Annotated in this window: 13 protein-coding genes; 4 read left to right on the forward strand and 9 right to left on the reverse strand. The window is 33.5% G+C overall.

Features of this window, described 5'->3' with window-relative positions:
• Positions 1–265: 265 nt before the first annotated feature.
• The 3 genes from ASF10_RS04055 to ASF10_RS04065 all read left to right on the forward strand — a co-directional run bounded on the left by ASF10_RS04055 (position 266) and on the right by ASF10_RS04065 (position 7,183).
• Complete coding sequence (locus ASF10_RS04055) at positions 266–3,037, forward strand: bifunctional aconitate hydratase 2/2-methylisocitrate dehydratase (protein WP_056245847.1); 2,772 nt, start codon at positions 266–268, stop codon at positions 3,035–3,037.
• A 129-nt stretch (positions 3,038–3,166) separates the two neighbouring features.
• A complete protein-coding gene (locus ASF10_RS04060; RefSeq protein WP_056245850.1) occupies positions 3,167–5,431 on the forward strand; it encodes an aconitate hydratase in 2,265 nt (754 codons plus the stop codon).
• Positions 5,432–5,749: 318 nt separating this feature from the next.
• On the forward strand, positions 5,750–7,183 hold the full coding sequence (locus tag ASF10_RS04065) for a C40 family peptidase (RefSeq protein WP_056245782.1): 1,434 nt from the start codon (positions 5,750–5,752) through the stop codon (positions 7,181–7,183).
• 11 nt (positions 7,184–7,194) lie between these two features.
• On the opposite strand, the gene ASF10_RS04070 is transcribed toward ASF10_RS04065, so the two are convergent.
• The 4 genes from ASF10_RS04070 to ASF10_RS04085 all read right to left on the reverse strand — a co-directional run bounded on the left by ASF10_RS04070 (position 7,195) and on the right by ASF10_RS04085 (position 10,453).
• On the reverse strand, positions 7,195–7,584 hold the full coding sequence (locus ASF10_RS04070) for a response regulator (RefSeq protein WP_056245785.1): 390 nt from the start codon (positions 7,582–7,584) through the stop codon (positions 7,195–7,197).
• 1 nt (position 7,585) lies between these two features.
• Complete coding sequence (locus ASF10_RS04075; protein ID WP_056245788.1) at positions 7,586–8,998, reverse strand: sensor histidine kinase; 1,413 nt, start codon at positions 8,996–8,998, stop codon at positions 7,586–7,588.
• Between the two features lie 504 nt (positions 8,999–9,502).
• Positions 9,503–9,904, reverse strand: a complete 402-nt coding sequence (locus ASF10_RS04080) for a DUF5958 family protein (protein ID WP_056245789.1) — start codon at positions 9,902–9,904, stop codon at positions 9,503–9,505.
• A 111-nt stretch (positions 9,905–10,015) separates the two neighbouring features.
• Positions 10,016–10,453: a hypothetical protein gene (locus ASF10_RS04085; RefSeq protein ID WP_056245792.1), complete on the reverse strand. Its 438-nt coding sequence runs from the start codon at positions 10,451–10,453 to the stop codon at positions 10,016–10,018.
• Positions 10,454–11,667: 1,214 nt separating this feature from the next.
• Here ASF10_RS04085 and ASF10_RS04095 point away from each other — a divergent pair.
• Positions 11,668–13,080 (forward strand): APC family permease, encoded by a 1,413-nt coding sequence (locus tag ASF10_RS04095; RefSeq protein ID WP_056245855.1) that lies wholly within the window; start codon positions 11,668–11,670, stop codon positions 13,078–13,080.
• A gap of 295 nt (positions 13,081–13,375) precedes the next feature.
• Here the strand turns inward: ASF10_RS04095 and ASF10_RS04100 are convergent, their stop codons facing one another.
• The 5 genes from ASF10_RS04100 to ASF10_RS04120 all read right to left on the reverse strand — a co-directional run bounded on the left by ASF10_RS04100 (position 13,376) and on the right by ASF10_RS04120 (position 18,169).
• Positions 13,376–13,837, reverse strand: a complete 462-nt coding sequence (locus ASF10_RS04100) for a DUF1810 domain-containing protein (RefSeq protein WP_056245797.1) — start codon at positions 13,835–13,837, stop codon at positions 13,376–13,378.
• A gap of 156 nt (positions 13,838–13,993) precedes the next feature.
• On the reverse strand, positions 13,994–14,620 hold the full coding sequence (locus ASF10_RS04105; protein ID WP_056245800.1) for an alpha-ketoglutarate-dependent dioxygenase AlkB family protein: 627 nt from the start codon (positions 14,618–14,620) through the stop codon (positions 13,994–13,996).
• A gap of 7 nt (positions 14,621–14,627) precedes the next feature.
• Entirely contained in the window at positions 14,628–15,404 is a 777-nt protein-coding gene (gene xth, locus ASF10_RS04110; protein ID WP_056245858.1) for an exodeoxyribonuclease III, read from the reverse strand.
• Between the two features lie 71 nt (positions 15,405–15,475).
• Entirely contained in the window at positions 15,476–16,855 is a 1,380-nt protein-coding gene (locus ASF10_RS04115; RefSeq protein ID WP_056245860.1) for an exonuclease domain-containing protein, read from the reverse strand.
• Positions 16,856–16,909: 54 nt separating this feature from the next.
• A complete protein-coding gene (locus tag ASF10_RS04120; RefSeq protein ID WP_056245801.1) occupies positions 16,910–18,169 on the reverse strand; it encodes a Y-family DNA polymerase in 1,260 nt (419 codons plus the stop codon).
• Positions 18,170–18,230 lie beyond the last annotated feature (61 nt).

The raw sequence follows: 18,230 nt of genomic DNA on the forward strand, positions 1-18,230 counted from the left end.
GAAACATTCTTCGTTAAAACAGGGGTAAAATCTGACTTCATTTGTAACAGCAAATTCCGACTTTGTTAAAGAATAGATTTTAAAATATCAATTATTTATTTTTTTTATTCAAAATTGATATTTTGACAAAAACAAGCAGTGAAAATCGTTTTTTAGCAATAATAATTTTTGAAAAGGCGACTTCTATTATATTTTTTTTAATTGTCGGCTTTAATACCTAAATTTGCGTACAAAAAAAATAAAATACCTAGAAAAGACTTTTATTATGAATATTTATCAGGATTACATCCAAGAGATTGAAGAACGAAAAGGTCAAGGGCTTAACCCGAAACCAATTGATGGAGCTGAATTATTAAGCGAAATCATTGAACAAATTAAAGATGTGAATAACGAGTACAGAGAAGATTCTCTTCACTTTTTTATTTATAATGTTGTACCGGGAACCACTAGTGCCGCTGGTGTGAAATCTCAATTTTTAAAGGAAATTATTCTCGGTGAATACGAAGTAAAAGAAATAACTCCTGCATTTGCGTTTGAGTTATTATCGCACATGAAAGGTGGATCTTCGATTCGAGTGCTTTTAGATTTGGCACTTGGAGATCATACTTCTATTGCAAAAGAAGCTGCAGAGGTTCTTAAGTCGCAAGTTTACCTTTATGAGGCAGACACAGATCGTCTAAAAGAAGCATTTAAAAATGGTAATCCAATTGCTATAGAAATTATTAAAAGTTACGCTCAGGCAGAGTTTTTTACAAAACTGCCAGAAGTAGTTGAAGAAATTAAAGTAGTTACTTATATCGCTGGTGAAGGAGACATTTCTACAGATTTGCTTTCTCCGGGTAACCAGGCGCACTCACGTTCTGACCGTGAACTTCATGGTAAATGTATGATTACTCCTCAGGCACAAGAGGAAATCAAAGCATTGCAGGCAAAACATCCTGACGCAAGCGTTATGTTGATTGCTGAAAAAGGTACAATGGGTGTAGGTTCATCCAGAATGTCAGGAGTAAATAACGTAGCACTTTGGACAGGGAAACAAGCAAGTCCATATGTTCCGTTTATTAATATTGCTCCAATCGTTGCGGGAACAAACGGAATTTCTCCAATCTTCCTGACAACTGTTGATGTTACAGGTGGTATTGGTTTAGACCTTAAAAACTGGGTTAAAAAACTTGACGCAGAAGGAAATATCATTCGTAATGAAAATAACGAACCAATTCTTGAAGAAGCATATTCTGTTGCTACAGGTACTGTATTAACTATTAATACAAAAACTAAGAAACTTTATAATGGCGACGAAGAATTAATTGACATTTCTAAGGCATTTACGCCTCAAAAAATGGAATTTATAAAAGCTGGAGGATCATATGCAATTGTATTTGGTAAAAAGCTTCAGACATTAGCAGCTAAAATTTTAGATATCGAAGCTCCTCTTGTATTTGCTCCGTCAAAAGAAATTTCTGTTGAAGGACAAGGACTTACAGCAGTAGAAAAAATCTTTAACAGAAACGCTGTTGGTATATCTCCGGGTAAAGTTTTACACGCAGGTTCAGATGTTCGTGTAGAAGTAAATATTGTAGGTTCTCAGGATACGACTGGTCTTATGACTGCTCAGGAATTAGAATCTATGGCAGCTACGGTAATTTCGCCAATTGTTGATGGTGCATACCAATCAGGATGTCACACAGCATCAGTATGGGATAAAAAAGCTCAGGCAAATATTCCAAAGTTGATGAAATTCATGAACGATTTCGGTTTAATTACTGCACGTGACCCTAAAGGAGTTTACCACGCAATGACCGATGTAATCCATAAAGTGCTTAATGACATTACTATTGACGAGTGGGCGATCATTATTGGTGGTGACTCTCATACAAGAATGTCAAAAGGTGTTGCTTTTGGTGCTGACTCAGGAACAGTTGCCCTTGCACTTGCTACAGGAGAGGCTTCAATGCCAATTCCTGAATCTGTAAAAGTAACGTTCAAAGGGGAGATGAAAGGCTACATGGATTTCCGTGATGTAGTTCACTCAACACAAGCTCAAATGCTTAAGAAATTTGGTGGTGAAAATGTTTTCCAAGGCAGAATTATTGAGGTTCATCTTGGAACTCTTACTGCTGATCAGGCTTTTACATTTACAGACTGGACTGCAGAGATGAAAGCAAAAGCTTCTATCTGTATTTCTGAAGATGATACTTTAATTGAATCTCTTGAGATTGCAAAAAGCAGAATCCAGATCATGATCGATAAAGGAATGGACAATGAAAAACAAGTTCTTCAGGGATTGATCAATAAAGCAGATAAGAGAATCACAGAAATTAAATCAGCTGAAAAACCAGCCCTTACTCCAGATGCAAATGCAAAGTATTATGCTGAAGTTGTTGTAGATCTTGACCAAATTATCGAGCCTATGATTGCTGATCCGGATGTAAATAACGTTGATGTTTCTAAGAGATATACACACGATACCATCAGACCTCTTTCTTTCTACGGAGGAGAGAAAAAAGTAGATCTTGGATTTATTGGTTCTTGTATGGTTCATAAAGGAGATATGAAGATTTTAGCTCAAATGCTTAAAAATATTGAAGATCAACACGGTGAGGTTGTGTTCAAAGCGCCACTTGTAGTAGCGCCGCCTACCTATAATATCGTAGATGAACTTAAAGCCGAAGGGGATTGGGAAGTTCTGCAAAAATACTCAGGTTTCGAATTCAATGATAATGCACCTAAAGGAGCAGCACGTACTGAATATGAAAATATGTTGTATTTAGAGCGTCCGGGATGTAACCTTTGTATGGGTAATCAGGAAAAAGCAGCAAAAGGAGATACTGTAATGGCAACTTCAACACGTCTTTTCCAGGGAAGAGTAGTAGAAGATACTGAAGGTAAAAAAGGAGAGTCATTACTTTCTTCTACACCGGTAGTAGTTTTGTCTACAATTTTGGGTAGAACCCCTACACTTGCTGAATATACAGCTGCAGTAGATGGTATTACTCTAACTAGATTTGCACCTTCTCATAAACTGTTGGTAATGTAATTTACGATTAGTTATAATCATTATATATAAAAAGCCTGAGTCGATAAACTCAGGCTTTTTCTTTTCTGGCTACTCTATTTTTCGTAACTTGTCATGTTCAAAATAAAAAAAACAAAAACAATTATACTTATGGCTTTTGATATTGAAATGATTAAAAAAGTGTATGAGAACATGCCGGATCGTGTTGATAAAGCACGCGAGATTGTTGGTCGTCCACTTACACTAACAGAGAAAATTTTATACAATCACCTTTGGGATGGAGATCCGTCTAAGGCGTTTGGAAGAGGAGTTGATTATGTTGATTTTGCACCGGATCGTGTAGCATGTCAGGATGCAACTGCTCAAATGGCATTATTGCAATTTATGCACGCTGGTAAGGCTAAAGTTGCTGTACCTACAACAGTTCACTGTGATCACTTGATTCAGGCAAAAGTAGATGCCGTAACGGATTTGGCAAGAGCCAAAACACAAAGTAATGAGGTTTTTGACTTTTTATCATCAGTTTCTAATAAATACGGAATAGGTTTCTGGAAACCGGGAGCCGGAATTATCCATCAGGTAGTACTTGAAAATTATGCGTTCCCTGGCGGAATGATGATTGGTACTGATTCTCACACTGTAAATGCAGGTGGTTTAGGAATGGTCGCTATCGGTGTTGGTGGAGCAGATGCTGTAGATGTTATGTCCGGCATGGCTTGGGAACTTAAATTCCCTAAATTAATTGGAGTAAAACTAACTGGTAAATTATCAGGTTGGACTGCTCCTAAAGATGTTATCCTTAAAGTTGCCGGTATTCTTACTGTAAAAGGTGGAACCGGTGCTATTGTTGAATATTTTGGAGAAGGTGCAACTTCTATGTCTTGTACTGGAAAAGGTACTATTTGTAATATGGGTGCAGAGATTGGGGCTACAACTTCAACTTTTGGTTATGATGATTCTATGAGTCGTTATTTACGTTCTACAAACAGAGCCGATGTTGCAGATGCTGCAGATAAAGTAGCTTCTTACTTAACCGGAGATCCTGAAGTTTATGCTAACCCGGAACAATATTTTGATCAGGTTATCGAAATCAACTTAACAGAATTAGAGCCACACTTAAACGGGCCATTTACACCGGATTTAGCTACTCCAATTTCTAAAATGAAAGAAGCAGCAATCAAAAATAACTGGCCTTTACAAATTCAGGTAGGTTTAATTGGTTCATGTACAAATTCATCTTATGAAGATATTGCACGTGCTGCCTCTTTAGCCAGACAAGTAAGCGCTAAAAACTTAAAAACTAAATCTCAATTTACAATTACACCGGGTTCAGAAGTTGTTCGTTATACAATTGAAAGAGACGGATTTATTGATACTTTCGAAAAAATTGGAGCTACTGTTTTTGCAAATGCCTGCGGACCATGTATTGGTATGTGGGACAGAGATGGAGCTGAGAAAGAAGAAAGAAATACAATTGTGCACTCTTTTAACCGTAACTTCTCTAAACGTGCAGATGGTAATCCAAACACTTTAGCTTTTGTAGGTTCACCGGAATTAGTAACCGCAATGGCTATAGCCGGAGATTTAAGTTTTAATCCATTAACAGATACGTTAATCAATGAAGATGGAGAAGAAGTAATGTTAGAAGCTCCAACAGGAGACGAATTGCCTCCAAAAGGATTTGATGCTGAAGATCCTGGTTTTCAGGCTCCGGCCGCAGATGGTTCAGCAGTTCAGGTTGCTGTAAATCCTGCATCAGAGCGTTTACAATTATTAGCTCCGTTTGATGCTTGGGATGGTAAAAATATTACAGGTGCTAAATTGTTAATTAAAGCATTCGGAAAATGTACAACAGATCATATTTCTATGGCAGGGCCATGGTTGCGTTTCCGCGGACATTTAGATAATATTTCAAATAATATGTTGATTGGTGCCGTAAATGCATTCAACCAAAAAACAAACTCAGTTAAAAATCAATTAACAGGTGCTTACGATGCGGTTCCCGCTGTTGCACGTGCTTATAAAGCCGCCGGAGTTCCTTCTATCGTTGTGGGAGATCATAATTATGGCGAAGGTTCATCACGTGAACATGCGGCAATGGAGCCACGTTTCTTGGGTGTTAAAGCTGTATTGGTAAAATCTTTTGCCCGTATTCATGAAACAAACCTTAAAAAACAAGGACTTTTAGGATTAACATTCGCAAACGAAGCAGATTACGATAAAATCCAGGAGAACGATACTATTAATTTTACTGATTTAACCGAGTTCGCTCCAGGAAAACCATTAACATTAGAATTTGTTCATGCTGATGGTACAAAAGATATTATTTTGGCAAACCATACTTACAACGCGGGTCAAATTGGCTGGTTCGTTGCAGGTTCAGCATTAAATTTAATTGCTGCCGGAAAAGCTTAATCTTTAAGATTCAATTATAATAAGAACGCTCTGTGAAAACAGGGCGTTTTTTTTTAGGAGTTTAATCCAGCTGTTTAAAGTTAGTTTTGGTTAAAAAAGAGAATATTTTATAAAACACCCGTTTTCAAAGGGTTGACATAATTTTTATAACGACGACGTTAATTACAGGTAAATTAGTTGTTAAAAAACGTGTATCTTTTACATTAAAAAGTTAAATTCGCTTTTTACATAATATATTTGCTTTTTCTCAAGTTATATTGTTTCGGTTTAGATTTATATTATTTAAACCTAAAAAAGTATTAATTAAAATTAAAAGATATGGTTTTTAGATTAATTATAGTATTGTTTCTTTTTAGTGTTGGAGTTTCTTCTCAAGAAAAATTTATCAAACACAAAATATCAAAAGGAGAGAACCTTACTGTAATTGCTAAAAAATATGGTGTAAAAGCCAAAGATATCAAGGAGGCCAATCCTAATGCTCCTAAAGTTTTAAAACTAAATTCGGTTCTTTTAATTCCGAATACAGATAAAAAAGTCACTGCTAAAAAAACTGAAACCATTGCAAGTACAACTACAGCAACTTCAGGTTCAGCTCTTCACGAAGTTCTCGAAAAAGAAACCCTGTGGGCAATCTCAAAAAAATATAATATCTCTGTTGAAGATTTAAAAAAAGTAAATCCGTCGCTCGAAAGTGAAGGTTTGAAAATAGGACAAAAACTTAACATTCCGTCTAATGCAATTGTATCAGTCGAGAATGTAACAAAAAATCAGAACACAGTAAAACCGGAATTAATTCCTTCAACAGATGTTGAGGTTATAGTCGAGGTAAAACCTAAAGAAACAAAATATCTTATTGCTAAAAAATACGGAATAACAGTTGCAGAACTGGAAAAACAAAATCCATCTATTAAAGGAAAATTACCAGTTGGTTATCTTCTGAAAATTAGAACTACACAAGAAAAAGCAAATCAGGAAAGCAACAATACTTCTGTGGCATCTCAAACTCAGATTGCTGAAACAGCGATTGGCACTTTAGAAAATAAGGAAAAAACCGATGAAGTAAAGCCCGAAATTGTCTCTTCAAACAATGTAGAAGTAGCTGTTGAGGTACAGCCAAAAGAAACTAAATATGCAATTGCAAAGAGATACGGAATAACGGTTGCAGAACTTGAAAGACAAAATCCAATTATCAAAGGTAAATTGCCAGTTGGTTATGTGTTAAAAATCAGCACTACAAAAGAAAAAGCTGCGGCTGCAGGTATAATAGCGCCACAAATTAATGAGGGTTTATCAGAACCGTCTCAGGTTGTTGATAATTCTGAAATTAAAAAAGATACCACTACAGTATTCCGAATAAGCAATCATTCAGATTTAGTGAATCAACTGATTGTTAATGCAACTGAGAATATTGGGACTCGATACAGGTCAGGCGGTACTACAAAAGCAGGTTTTGATTGTTCGGGATTAATGATTTGTACCTTTAGTAATTTTGATATTAAATTGCCAAGAAGTTCTATTGAACAATCCAGAATTGGAACGAAAGTAGGTACAGAAGAAGCTCAAAAAGGAGATTTGATTTTCTTTAAAACTAATGGAAGACGCCAAATCAATCATGTAGGTATGGTAGTAGAAGTAGCAGACGGGGAAATTAAATTTGTACATTCTTCAACTCATGGAGGAGTAATGATTTCTTCTACAAAAGAACCTTACTATCAAAGGACTTTTTCGCAGGTAAATCGAATCCTGCAATAATAATCAAGTAGTTAAGCAAATTTGAATTTTCTTTTAAATTCTTCAATCGGAAAAGGTTTGTTTAAAAATCCAGTCACATAATCATTCTTATGAATGTGCTCAAGCTCATCATAATCTAAAGTTGATGATAAAACATAAATCTGAGTTTCTTTTTTAATCTCTTTATTTAATTTATGAAACTCATCCAGAAATTCAAAACCATTCATTAATGGCATCTGTATGTCTAATAAAATAATTAGTGATAGAGTCTTTTTTTGAGTTTCAAGCCAATCAATTCCTTCCTTGCCATTATTAACGATAATAATTTGATCAATTTCCAGTACCTTTTTTAATAATTGAGTAATTACAAGCTGATCAATTAAATTGTCCTCAATTATCAGAAATACAGGTTTAGTTTGCATATTAGTTAGGTATTGTTACAATGAATCTGCTTCCAATGGTGCTTTCAGAGAATACTGAAATATTTCCTTTTATATTTTCTACAGCTTCTTTTACAATGTAGAGTCCTAATCCTGAACCTTTGTTTTTGTTTGTGCCAAAGTACATTTCAAAAATATTGTCCTTAAATTCCTCTTTGATTCCAATTCCGTTATCCAGTACCTCTATTTTATTACAACCGTCAACGAAGTACGTTTTTACGCTAATAAACATTTCTTGTTTATTGATATCTGCATATTTTATTGCATTTGAGAGTAAGTTAGAGATAATGATTTTTAGGCGTAACCCATCACTTTGAATTTCATCTACTAATAATTCTTTTGTAAAAGTAATGCGGCTGGCATTTTCAATATGCATTAATTGTGAGATTGCTTCATCAAATAATTCCTCCAGACTTACAGGTTCCATCACGACTTGTTTTCGTTTGTTTTTTGAATAATCAATGATATCAATTATAAATTGATCTTGTTTAGTCAGGCTTTTGTGCATCAGATCTAGATAAGTTTTAATTTGGTCAATATTATCTTCTAATTGAGTAATTTCTATTAAGCCCTTTAAGGATGTTATTGGTGATCTCAAATCATGTGATGCACTATAAACAAATCGATCTAATTCGCGATTAACAATAACCAGATTCTCATTTTTTATCTCAATTTCTTTTTTAGAAACAAGTAATCGTTTTACCATTATCGAATAATAAGAACATACACTCAGTACAATTATTAAAATGAATACAATATTTGTAATAATTAAAAGATTCTTGATTTTACGGGTTCCTTCTCCCAGCGTATTCGAGAAATTACGCTCATTTACGGTGAGTTTATCGCTGATAGAAATAATTTGCTTTAAAAAAATTTGCTGACTTGCCGGAGTTAGAATTCCGTGACTAATTTCGGCATTAACTTGTTGTCCAACAATGAATAATTTAAAAATGAGTTCGTCGCCTTGTCCCCATTCATTAATCGCTTTTGCCAAGAAAGAAACTTGCTGAAAATTTACAAATAGCCAAACAAGATCATCTAAATCATCTCTATGATTTCGACCAATTAAAAAACCTTCACGTGCGATCTTATTATCACCTGCTTTTAAAAGTGTTTTTCTGGCAATACCATCACCCTGAGGAACTTTTAATTCTTCCAGATATTGTTTCCATTGATTGGGATCTTTGGTATAGAGATAGGTAATGAGATGTCTGGAGGCGTCTTTTTGTCCTTTCGAGTAATGTGATTCTCCGTTAACATATGCTCTGTTAGCAGATAATATCTTTATAGTAAAAAAATTAATACAAATTAGCAACGCACAAGAAGCAAATACAATAAGCAATAGAATGAAAACATTCGGGAAACGTATGTTTCTAAAAAACGAACTCTTAGACATAACTTTAGATTTGTAGGTTAATAATTTTCTGTGTCTGATAAGAGTGTTTGTCTGAACATGTCTTCTGTAAATAAGCTTTTGGGTTAGCTGCTTTAACAGGTTGTAAAAGTAAACAATTGTTAACGAAAAGTTTGTTTTTTTAAGACTGATGAACACTTATCCCAAATTTAATAAAAAAAAGATACGATTCGACAGTAGATATATTTTTTCTTGTTAAATTGATTTGGTAAGTATAATGTATTGATAATAAGTATTTTATATTATTTTTAAGCCTTGTTTTTAGAGAAATCAAATCATTAAAACTAAAAATGAAGATTGGTTATTAAATAAAAAATAGAACTTTTTTGTTTAGCTTAGATAATGAAGTAAATATAGTTTTCCGGAATATTTATTTTATTTAAAAGAAGACTCCGTTTATCATGAGATATTTTGACTTTCTAATTTTTTGTTAGAAATACTTTTGTAAGTATTCAATAGTAAAACTCCTGAAGTATAATCATGTTTTTATTGAAGTTCATGCCAAAAATGTCCACAACCATTTTTACATTCCGTGTTTCTTCTTTCAGTATCAGTTACTTTAAAAATCCAAAGTAATGAAGTTATTATTTTTTTATTTTCGTTTTTAGGAAGTTCAGATAATTTACTAAGAGCAATTTTTAAAGAAAATCTTTTTAGAAATATAATAGGTGTGTGGGTTGGCTTTAATGGAATTGTATGAATTGCCTTTTGATATGTTTCTGTATTATAATCAGTTTTATCAGGAATAGAGTTAAATATGTAATTTTTTAAAGTTGTAAAAAGTCTTTCGAAATTATATTCCGGATCTTCGAATAAAAGCTTTATACCAAGATTAACGTCTATTTTATCTTGGGCAACTTTATTAATTATTTCTTCTGTTTGAGACATTTTGTGCATGAAAAAAGACTTCTATTTGTATAAATTATTGTGTTATACTACTGACCTTTATTACCGCTAAAATATAAAATATCCTTTTGATTTGTTTTAAAATTACAATTCTTATTGACCCTTTTTATATTCTTTAATATCCTCAGAACCATCACTAAAAGTTTGAATTATAGATAGTGTATTGTTTTTTTCTATAAAAATAATTTTTTCGTCATATTGAGAATCTCTCCATCTTCCATCTATATTTGACCACAGAATTTTGTTGCCATCAAATATTATTTTATACTCAAATTTCTTTCTATCTGATTTTCTAAAATATGACACATAGTATAAGTTATCTTTTTTGAGCGCACTAATTATTTTAGGTTGTTGCCCCATAATTGATGCCATAGTGTATCTGGCAATATCTTTATAAGTAAATACCTTTAATGTAATTTCTTCCATTTTATTTACTTTTTTAATTTGATCTTCAATGATGATTTCTTTTTTTTCGTTTTGTTTACAACCAAGAGTAAGAATAAGGATTAAAAAAGATATAATTAATTTCATTTTTTTTTTTTTTGATTTAGTTAATTTGAAGTGTCATTTTACTTATCTTCTTCTTGGAGCACTTCGTGTATGCGGAGCAACGTAAGTTCCATTTTTTCTTGTATAACCTTTTACCTGAACGGTTCCTGCTGATTAAGTTTTTGTTGAGGATTATTATAACTATTGTTTGAAAGATTGTTATTGCTTAAATTGTTATTATTTGAATTGCGAGAAAAACTCGAATTACTATATATAGGATTTATAACCCACCCTTTAAAATTCCTCCATTTTAGTTTTCTTATTTTTTTATCGCTTCTATTAATATATGCACCAGATCCTTTTGGAATTACAGTAACTGATTCTTTTCCATTTTTTGAAGTGAAAATTGTAGTGTCCTCATCGATGTTAACAAAATAATAGTTAGTAGCACATGAATTAAGAATAAGTAATAACAGAATCAGAGAGAATTTTTTCATAGTTATTGATCTAAAACAAATATAATTTAAGTAATTGTTTTTACTAAGATTAAGAGAATATAGACATTAGAAATATGAACAAGAATATAACTCCGATTGTGACAACAATAAACATACATCCGAAATTTAATGTCTGAAGAAAACAACCTTCACTATTTTTTACTGTTATTTCATTACCAGACTTAATTGGATAGGCACATTGTGGACATTTGTTGGCTTGATCTGACACCCTTGTATTGCATTCAGGACAGTTAATAATTGGCATAATAAGATTTTTTTAGATTTTGTATGTATTATTAAACGAAATATTTATTTGTAGTTAATTAATCTAATAATTGATTATTGTGAAAGAGATAAATAATAAATAGTTTTCATTTGATTCCGTTTAGCTTAATACTCTTAATTGTATGTCAAATGTAAACAGATGAAAAAGTATAATTTTATGGAAATCCGTAAATGCAATTATTATCTAAAATCTAATGAAATCGAGGTTTGCTTGAAAGATTGAGTTGGTATGCCTTTTACAATAGTACAGGTGAATATCTGGATGCAATAAAAGATAAAGCTGATCTCAAAGCTTAGACAAAATCCAGAGGGATAATACTATATTATTTTAGATCCTTCAGATTTGAATTTTTAATTTTAAATCTGCTTTAATATCCCTCAGCCTTAGACTTTAAATAAGAATTGAAATTTAAAATTTCACGATTTGGAATTTCAGAAAAAAGTATATCTTTAGCCAACCAAAAAAACGAAACCATGCAAGAAAACGATCAGGAAAATTTTAAAAGAGAACTTGGATTATTAGACGGAACCATGCTTGTGGTGGGGTCTATGATAGGATCTGGGATATTTATTGTGAGTGCTGATATTGCCAGACAAGTAGGCTCTGCGGGATGGCTAACTTTAATTTGGCTAATCTCCGGATTAATTACCATTATTGCTGCTGTAAGTTATGGTGAGCTGAGTGCGATGTTTCCAAAAGCGGGAGGGCAATATGTATATCTGAAAGAAGCTTACAATAAGTTAATTGCTTTTTTATACGGCTGGAGTTTTTTTGCGGTAATTCAGACTGGAACAATTGCTGCTGTTGGTGTCGCTTTCTCGAAGTTTGCAGCTTATCTTTACGAACCTTTAAGTGACGAAAATATATTGTATGAGTTAGGATCATTTAAACTCAATGCCGCTCAGATCGTGTCAATCCTTACTATTGTTTTATTGACATTTATTAATAGCCGCGGTGTAAAAAACGGAAAAATTCTGCAAACAGTTCTTACGATAATAAAAATTTTATCATTGTTAGGATTAATCGTATTTGGATTAACACTAGCAGCAAAAGCTTCAGTTTGGGATGCTAACTGGGCAGATGCGTGGACAACACGTTCTTTTAATAAAGATACAGGATCATGGTTGCCTATTAGCGGAACAGCTTTAGTTACAGGAATTTCGGCAGCAATGGTTGGATCATTATTTTCCAGCGATGCCTGGAATGGTGTGACTTTTATTGCAGGAGAAATTAAAAACCCGAAACGGAACGTTGGTTTTAGTTTATTTTTAGGAACTTTTATTGTGACTATTATTTATGTTCTGACTAATTTAATGTATTTGGCAGTTGTTCCGTTAGACGAAATTGCAACAGCAAAATCAGATAGAGTAGCAGTAGTAGCTTCGCAATATATTTTTGGCGATATTGGAACTTTGATTATTGCGATTATGATTATGATTTCGACTTTTGCCTGTAACAATGGGTTAATCATGGCTGGTGCAAGAGTTTATTATACAATGGCAAATGATGGTCTTTTCTTTAAAAAAGCAGCTATTTTAAATAAATCCAGTGTTCCGGCATGGGCACTTTGGGCACAATGTATTTGGGCTTCGGCTTTATGCCTGACAGGAAAATATGGTGATTTATTAGATTTTGTAATTATCATTGTTTTGATTTTCTATATTTTAACGATCTACGGAATTTTTATCTTACGTAAAAAAATGCCAGATGCAGAAAGACCTTATAAAGCATTTGGATATCCTTTTCTACCAATGTTATATATTGTTATTGCAACAGCAGTTTGTATTTCGTTATTGATTACAAAATTTTCTACTTGTGGTTGGGGCGTATTAATTATGCTAACAGGAATTCCAGTTTATTACTTGACGAAACCTAAAGAAGTTTAAAAAGAGGTGCTAAGGTGCTGAGATACTAAGGCTCTAAGTTTAAATATGATAAAAGTTAGCCCGAGGTTGTACGGATTAAACGGATTAACGCAGGTTTTCTTTTTTTACTTTGATTTTAATTAAAAATATAAATGCCTTGTTTTTAGCAAGGCATTTTTTATGGTCTATTTTGAGTAATAAAAAAACCGGTGCAAACCTGTTAAATCCGTAAAATCTGTGGGCTAAAAAAACACTACAATTTGCAAAAGCAAAAATGTAGTGTTAATTGAAAAAATCTAATGAATTGTGAACGGAATTACACCATTTCAGTTTCAACAGAAGATTTTATAGATGAATTAATAATAGACAAAGTTAACGGATCAGATTCTCCAGAGAAAAAAGCTTCTAATACTTCCTGAAATATTGGATTTGTATTTTCTACTAAAGAAAATAATGTCATAGAAGAACGTAATTTACGCGCATCTAAATCTCCTAAAATTCCATCTGCTGATTTTCTTTTAAAAGTCAAAATCAATTCCGAAATTTCGATAAGATGTTTTCCTAAAATAGGATGTTCAAGAAACTCAGTTGCTTCTTTTAAATCGTTAATGGCATAATAATTTGCAGTATCACTCTGGCCTAATCCTTTAATCTGAGGAAAAATGAACCACATCCAGTGCGTCTCTTTTTTTCCTTTTTTGATTTCAGAAAAAGCAGTAAGATAAAGTTTGTTTTGCGCATCTAAAAAACGCAATAAATCATTGTTGGAGTAAGCCATTGTGGAAATTTATATATAAAAAAAGGTTGCAAAAGTAGTAAAAAAGATAAGCTCTGCCTAATAAAAGGTTCATGTACTGAGTATTTTAACTTTTAGAGGAGGAATTTTCCTCGTCGTAAACAAGTGTAAAAAAACTCATTTTAAGTGATTTATAATTTAGTCACTTCGGTTTGTTTGCCTAAAAGTTAAATTGATTCTGGGTAATACATTTCGGGCTGTTTTAGGTACCTGATGTTGCCAGAAACTGTTAGTTGTTCCTGCCATTAATAAAAAAGATCCGTGGTGGAGTGGAATTTCTACTTGCGGAATTTCTTTTTTAAATTTATGACGCAACCTGAACATTCTGGTCTCTCCAAAAGTAACAGAAGCAATAACAGGATTTGGTCCTGAATTGTGTTCTTTATCGCTGTGCCATGAAACACCATCATTGCCATTTCGATATAAATTAAGCAGCAAACTATTAAAATCAAGCTGAGTTTCTTTTTCGACTCTGCCTCTAATAGTCAATAATTCATAAGTCCAGTCAGGTCCGTTTTGATCTGCTCCGGGATTATCTTTGTCTTCATACCAGGAAATCATTCGCGGAGCCGTAACAATTTTATCATATATTTCCATTTCATATTCTCTCCATTTAGTTTGATGAAGTAATTTTTCATAAAAACGATCAGATTCTTCTTTAGTGAAGAAATTATCGATCAAAATAAGTTCTGCATCAGGCAGGTCAAAAACTTTTTTTCCTGCTAAACCTGTTGCAAATAATTCGGTATCGCTAAATAGTGTCATTGTTCAATTATTTTGTATCAATTTCAATCCATACCGGAGCATGGTCGCTTGTTTTTTCCCATCCCCGCACATGGCGGTCAACTCCTCCGGAAAGCAATTTTTTTGCTAATTGAGGACTCAGTAAAAAATGATCAATTCTCAAGCCGGCATTTCGCTCATAAGCATTTCTAAAATAATCCCAAAAAGTGTAAATTTTCTCATCAGGATATAAAGTACGAATTGCATCTGTCCATCCTTGTGCTACAATATCCTTAAACGCTTTTCGGACTTCGGGTCTGAAAAGAGCATCGTTCACCCATTTTTCAGGTTTATAAACGTCCATTTCTGTCGGCATCACATTATAATCTCCAATCAATATTACCGGAGTTTTTAAACTCAATAATGTTTCTGCGCGATCAGCCAAACGTTCAAACCATTTTAGTTTATATTCTAATTTTGGACCAGGCGCAGGATTTCCGTTTGGCAGATAAAGACATGCAACCACAATTCCGTTAATCAAAGCTTCGATATAACGACTCTGAACATCTTCGTCGTCTCCCGGAAGAATGCGCGTTACCTCTTCAATCTCCATATCACGAGCCAGAATCGCAACGCCATTCCATTGCTTTTGTCCGTGCCAAATGGCATTATAACCTGCATCATTAATTTCTTTAATCGGAAATTTATCCTGAGGCGCTTTTAATTCCTGCAGACACACAATATCGGGAGTGGCTTCTTCAAGCCATTTCAATAAAACATTTAAGCGTCCGTTGACTCCGTTTACGTTATAAGTTGCTATTTTCATAGTAGATTTAATTTGTTGTATCATTAAATTTACAGCTTTTTGCGCCTTTATATTTACACAAAATCATGTTTTTATTTTAGAAACTGTTTGTTAAAGAATACTTTACGTGGGTTTTTTTCTGCGTAAGCAAAAATTAACTGCACAATATATTGATTGCTTTTATACGGCGTAGCATAATTCTTTATTTCTAAAGGATCAGTAATCGTAACATCTAAAGGAATATATCCCATACCATAAAAATGACCATTTTCTATCCAGATACAGCTTCGTTCGTGTGCTGTTCTTCCTTTTTCTATAATGGCAAAAGTGGGTCTGTTGTTTAATAAAAAATCAATCGCATTGTCAACTTGCTCATTGTGAAGCGAAACCTCCGGCAAATCTTTTACATCATTATTCTGAAATATTTCTCCTTCCTCAGGTTTTGAATATTTACAAAATCTATAATCAATTTCAAATTGTTCTGCCAGACCCCGCAATATATTTGTTGCTTCGTGTAAACTACTGAAATGCTCAATACAGGACTGAAATTTATTGAGTTTACCAATTGCCAAATATTTATATCCGTTACGGGCTTCATATTGATACAACCCAAATTTTGGCTCAAATCGTTTTAAAGCTCTGTTATAAGTTGGCCAAAGATGTTTAATTTCTGTACATTCCAGCAGAAGTGCCATTAATTCGTTGCCACAAACTTCGAAGGAAATCGAATAAATATCGCGCAAGAAATGTTGCCTTTGTGGATTAATTTTATGTCCGCTAAAATGAGAGGCAACACGTTTTTTTATATTAACCGCTTTCCCAACATAGATTACTTTTTTTACTTCATTATAAAAATAATAAACACCAGGTTTTTCAGGTAAGTTATTAAAATCTTCCGGCGGAAGGTTAGGAGGTAAACGCTGATCTTGTGCCGTATTTTTGATCATTTTTTCAATATGACCTTCATCGTCCCATTCGAGTAACTTCGAAAATAATATGGCGGTAGCATCAGCGTCTCCGCCGGCACGATGTCTGTTTTCTAAAGATATATCTAATGAATTGCAAAGATTTCCTAAACTATATGATCCTAAACCCGGTCTGATTTTTCTTGCTGCGCGAACCGTACATAACTTTCTTGCTGTCCATTTAAAACCCGCTTGTTCCAGTTGATGGCGAACAAATGAATAATCGAAGTTGACATTATGCGCCACGAAAATTCGATCCGTAAGCATTTCTAATATTTTCTCTGAAACATCATCAAAAATTGGTGCATCACGAACCATTTCATTATTAATTCCCGTTAAAGCAAAAATCGAAATCGGTATTTCTTTTTCTGGATTAACGAGTGTTTCATAGCGTTCAATTACGTTTTCTCCGTCATGGATGATAATCGCAATTTCGGTAATGCGGCTGCCACTGGCGTTTCCACCGGTGGTTTCGATATCTACTATGGCATATTCTTGCTTTTTCATCTCATTAATATAACGTGAAATTGATTGTTTTTCTGTGATTTTTTTTAAGAACATTTAAACGTTAATAGTAATAACATCTTTGAGTGAAGTAGAAAATTTGGGAGATAATCTATCCTGCTTCATTTTCCATTGCCGTCCCAAAGATTGTACACCGAATTTAATTTTATTATTACCATAATTTAGGTTCATTTTATCAATTGCCTTCATTAAAGGCAGATGTTTAGGATTTGAACTTTCGAATAAATTAAGCTGGGTTTCACTATTTGGTGTTAACCCCATTACAATTACACCAGCTTTTTTATAGCGGAAGTCTTTTTTAAAAATAGCTTTAAATCCTTTTTGCGCGGCCTCATTAAGCTCTATTGTCGAATTAGTTGGAAAATCAGTTGTAATAGTAATACTTCGTGAATACCGAGTTTCTTCGTTTTTTAAAAAGCTAGTTTGAATAAAAACAGTTACCATGTTGCAATTACAATCCTGACGCCTTAATTTTTCAGCACAAGAAGCTGTAAATGTGCTGATTCGTTCTGATATTTCTTCATAAGTAGTATACTTTTTTTCGAAAGATCTTGTAGTGGCAATCATTTTCCGGTCTGCGACTTCTTCTAATCCTAAAGTTGATTTTCCTTCTAATTCATGTTTCAACCGAAGTCCAACTACAGACATTTCATTTCTTACCCAAGCATCCGGAAGTTGGGTAAATTCATAAGCAGTGTTGATTTTTTTTGCTTTGAGCCGCTTGGCATGTTTTCTTCCAATTCCCCAGACATCTTCAATTTTTGTCCATTTTAATGCTTTAATCCTTTTTTCTTCAGAGTCAATACAATAAACACCCTGCGTACGATCTGCAAATTTTCTGGCAATTTTATTCGCCATTTTAGACAAAGCCTTGGTTGGCGCAAAACCTATACTAACAGGAATTCCTGTTCCTTGTGTTACTTCTTTCCGCATTTTCAGACCCAGTGCATTCAGATCAAATAAATCGTAGCCTGAAAATTTCAGGAAAGCTTCATCAATGCTGTAAATCTCGATTTCTGGAGTATAAGTTTGAAGCAGGTTCATTACCCGATTACTCATATCGCCGTATAGCGGGTAATTAGAAGAATAAACAAAAATGTTTTTTTCTTTAAAAACAGATTCATATTTAAAAGCAGGAATAGCCATTGGTATGCCCAGAGCTTTAGCTTCATCAGAACGCGAAATAACACAGCCATCATTGTTAGAGAGAATAACGATAGGTTTTCCTCTTAAATGTGGATCAAATACTCTTTGACAAGAAGCATAAAAATTGTTACAATCGACTAAAGCAAACATTTATAAACGTGTTTTTATTTCTTATTTTGTCACCCTGAGCGGAGTCGAAGAGCTTCATCGT

It is taken from the genome of Flavobacterium sp. Leaf82, from assembly GCF_001422725.1.
Taxonomy (GTDB): domain Bacteria; phylum Bacteroidota; class Bacteroidia; order Flavobacteriales; family Flavobacteriaceae; genus Flavobacterium.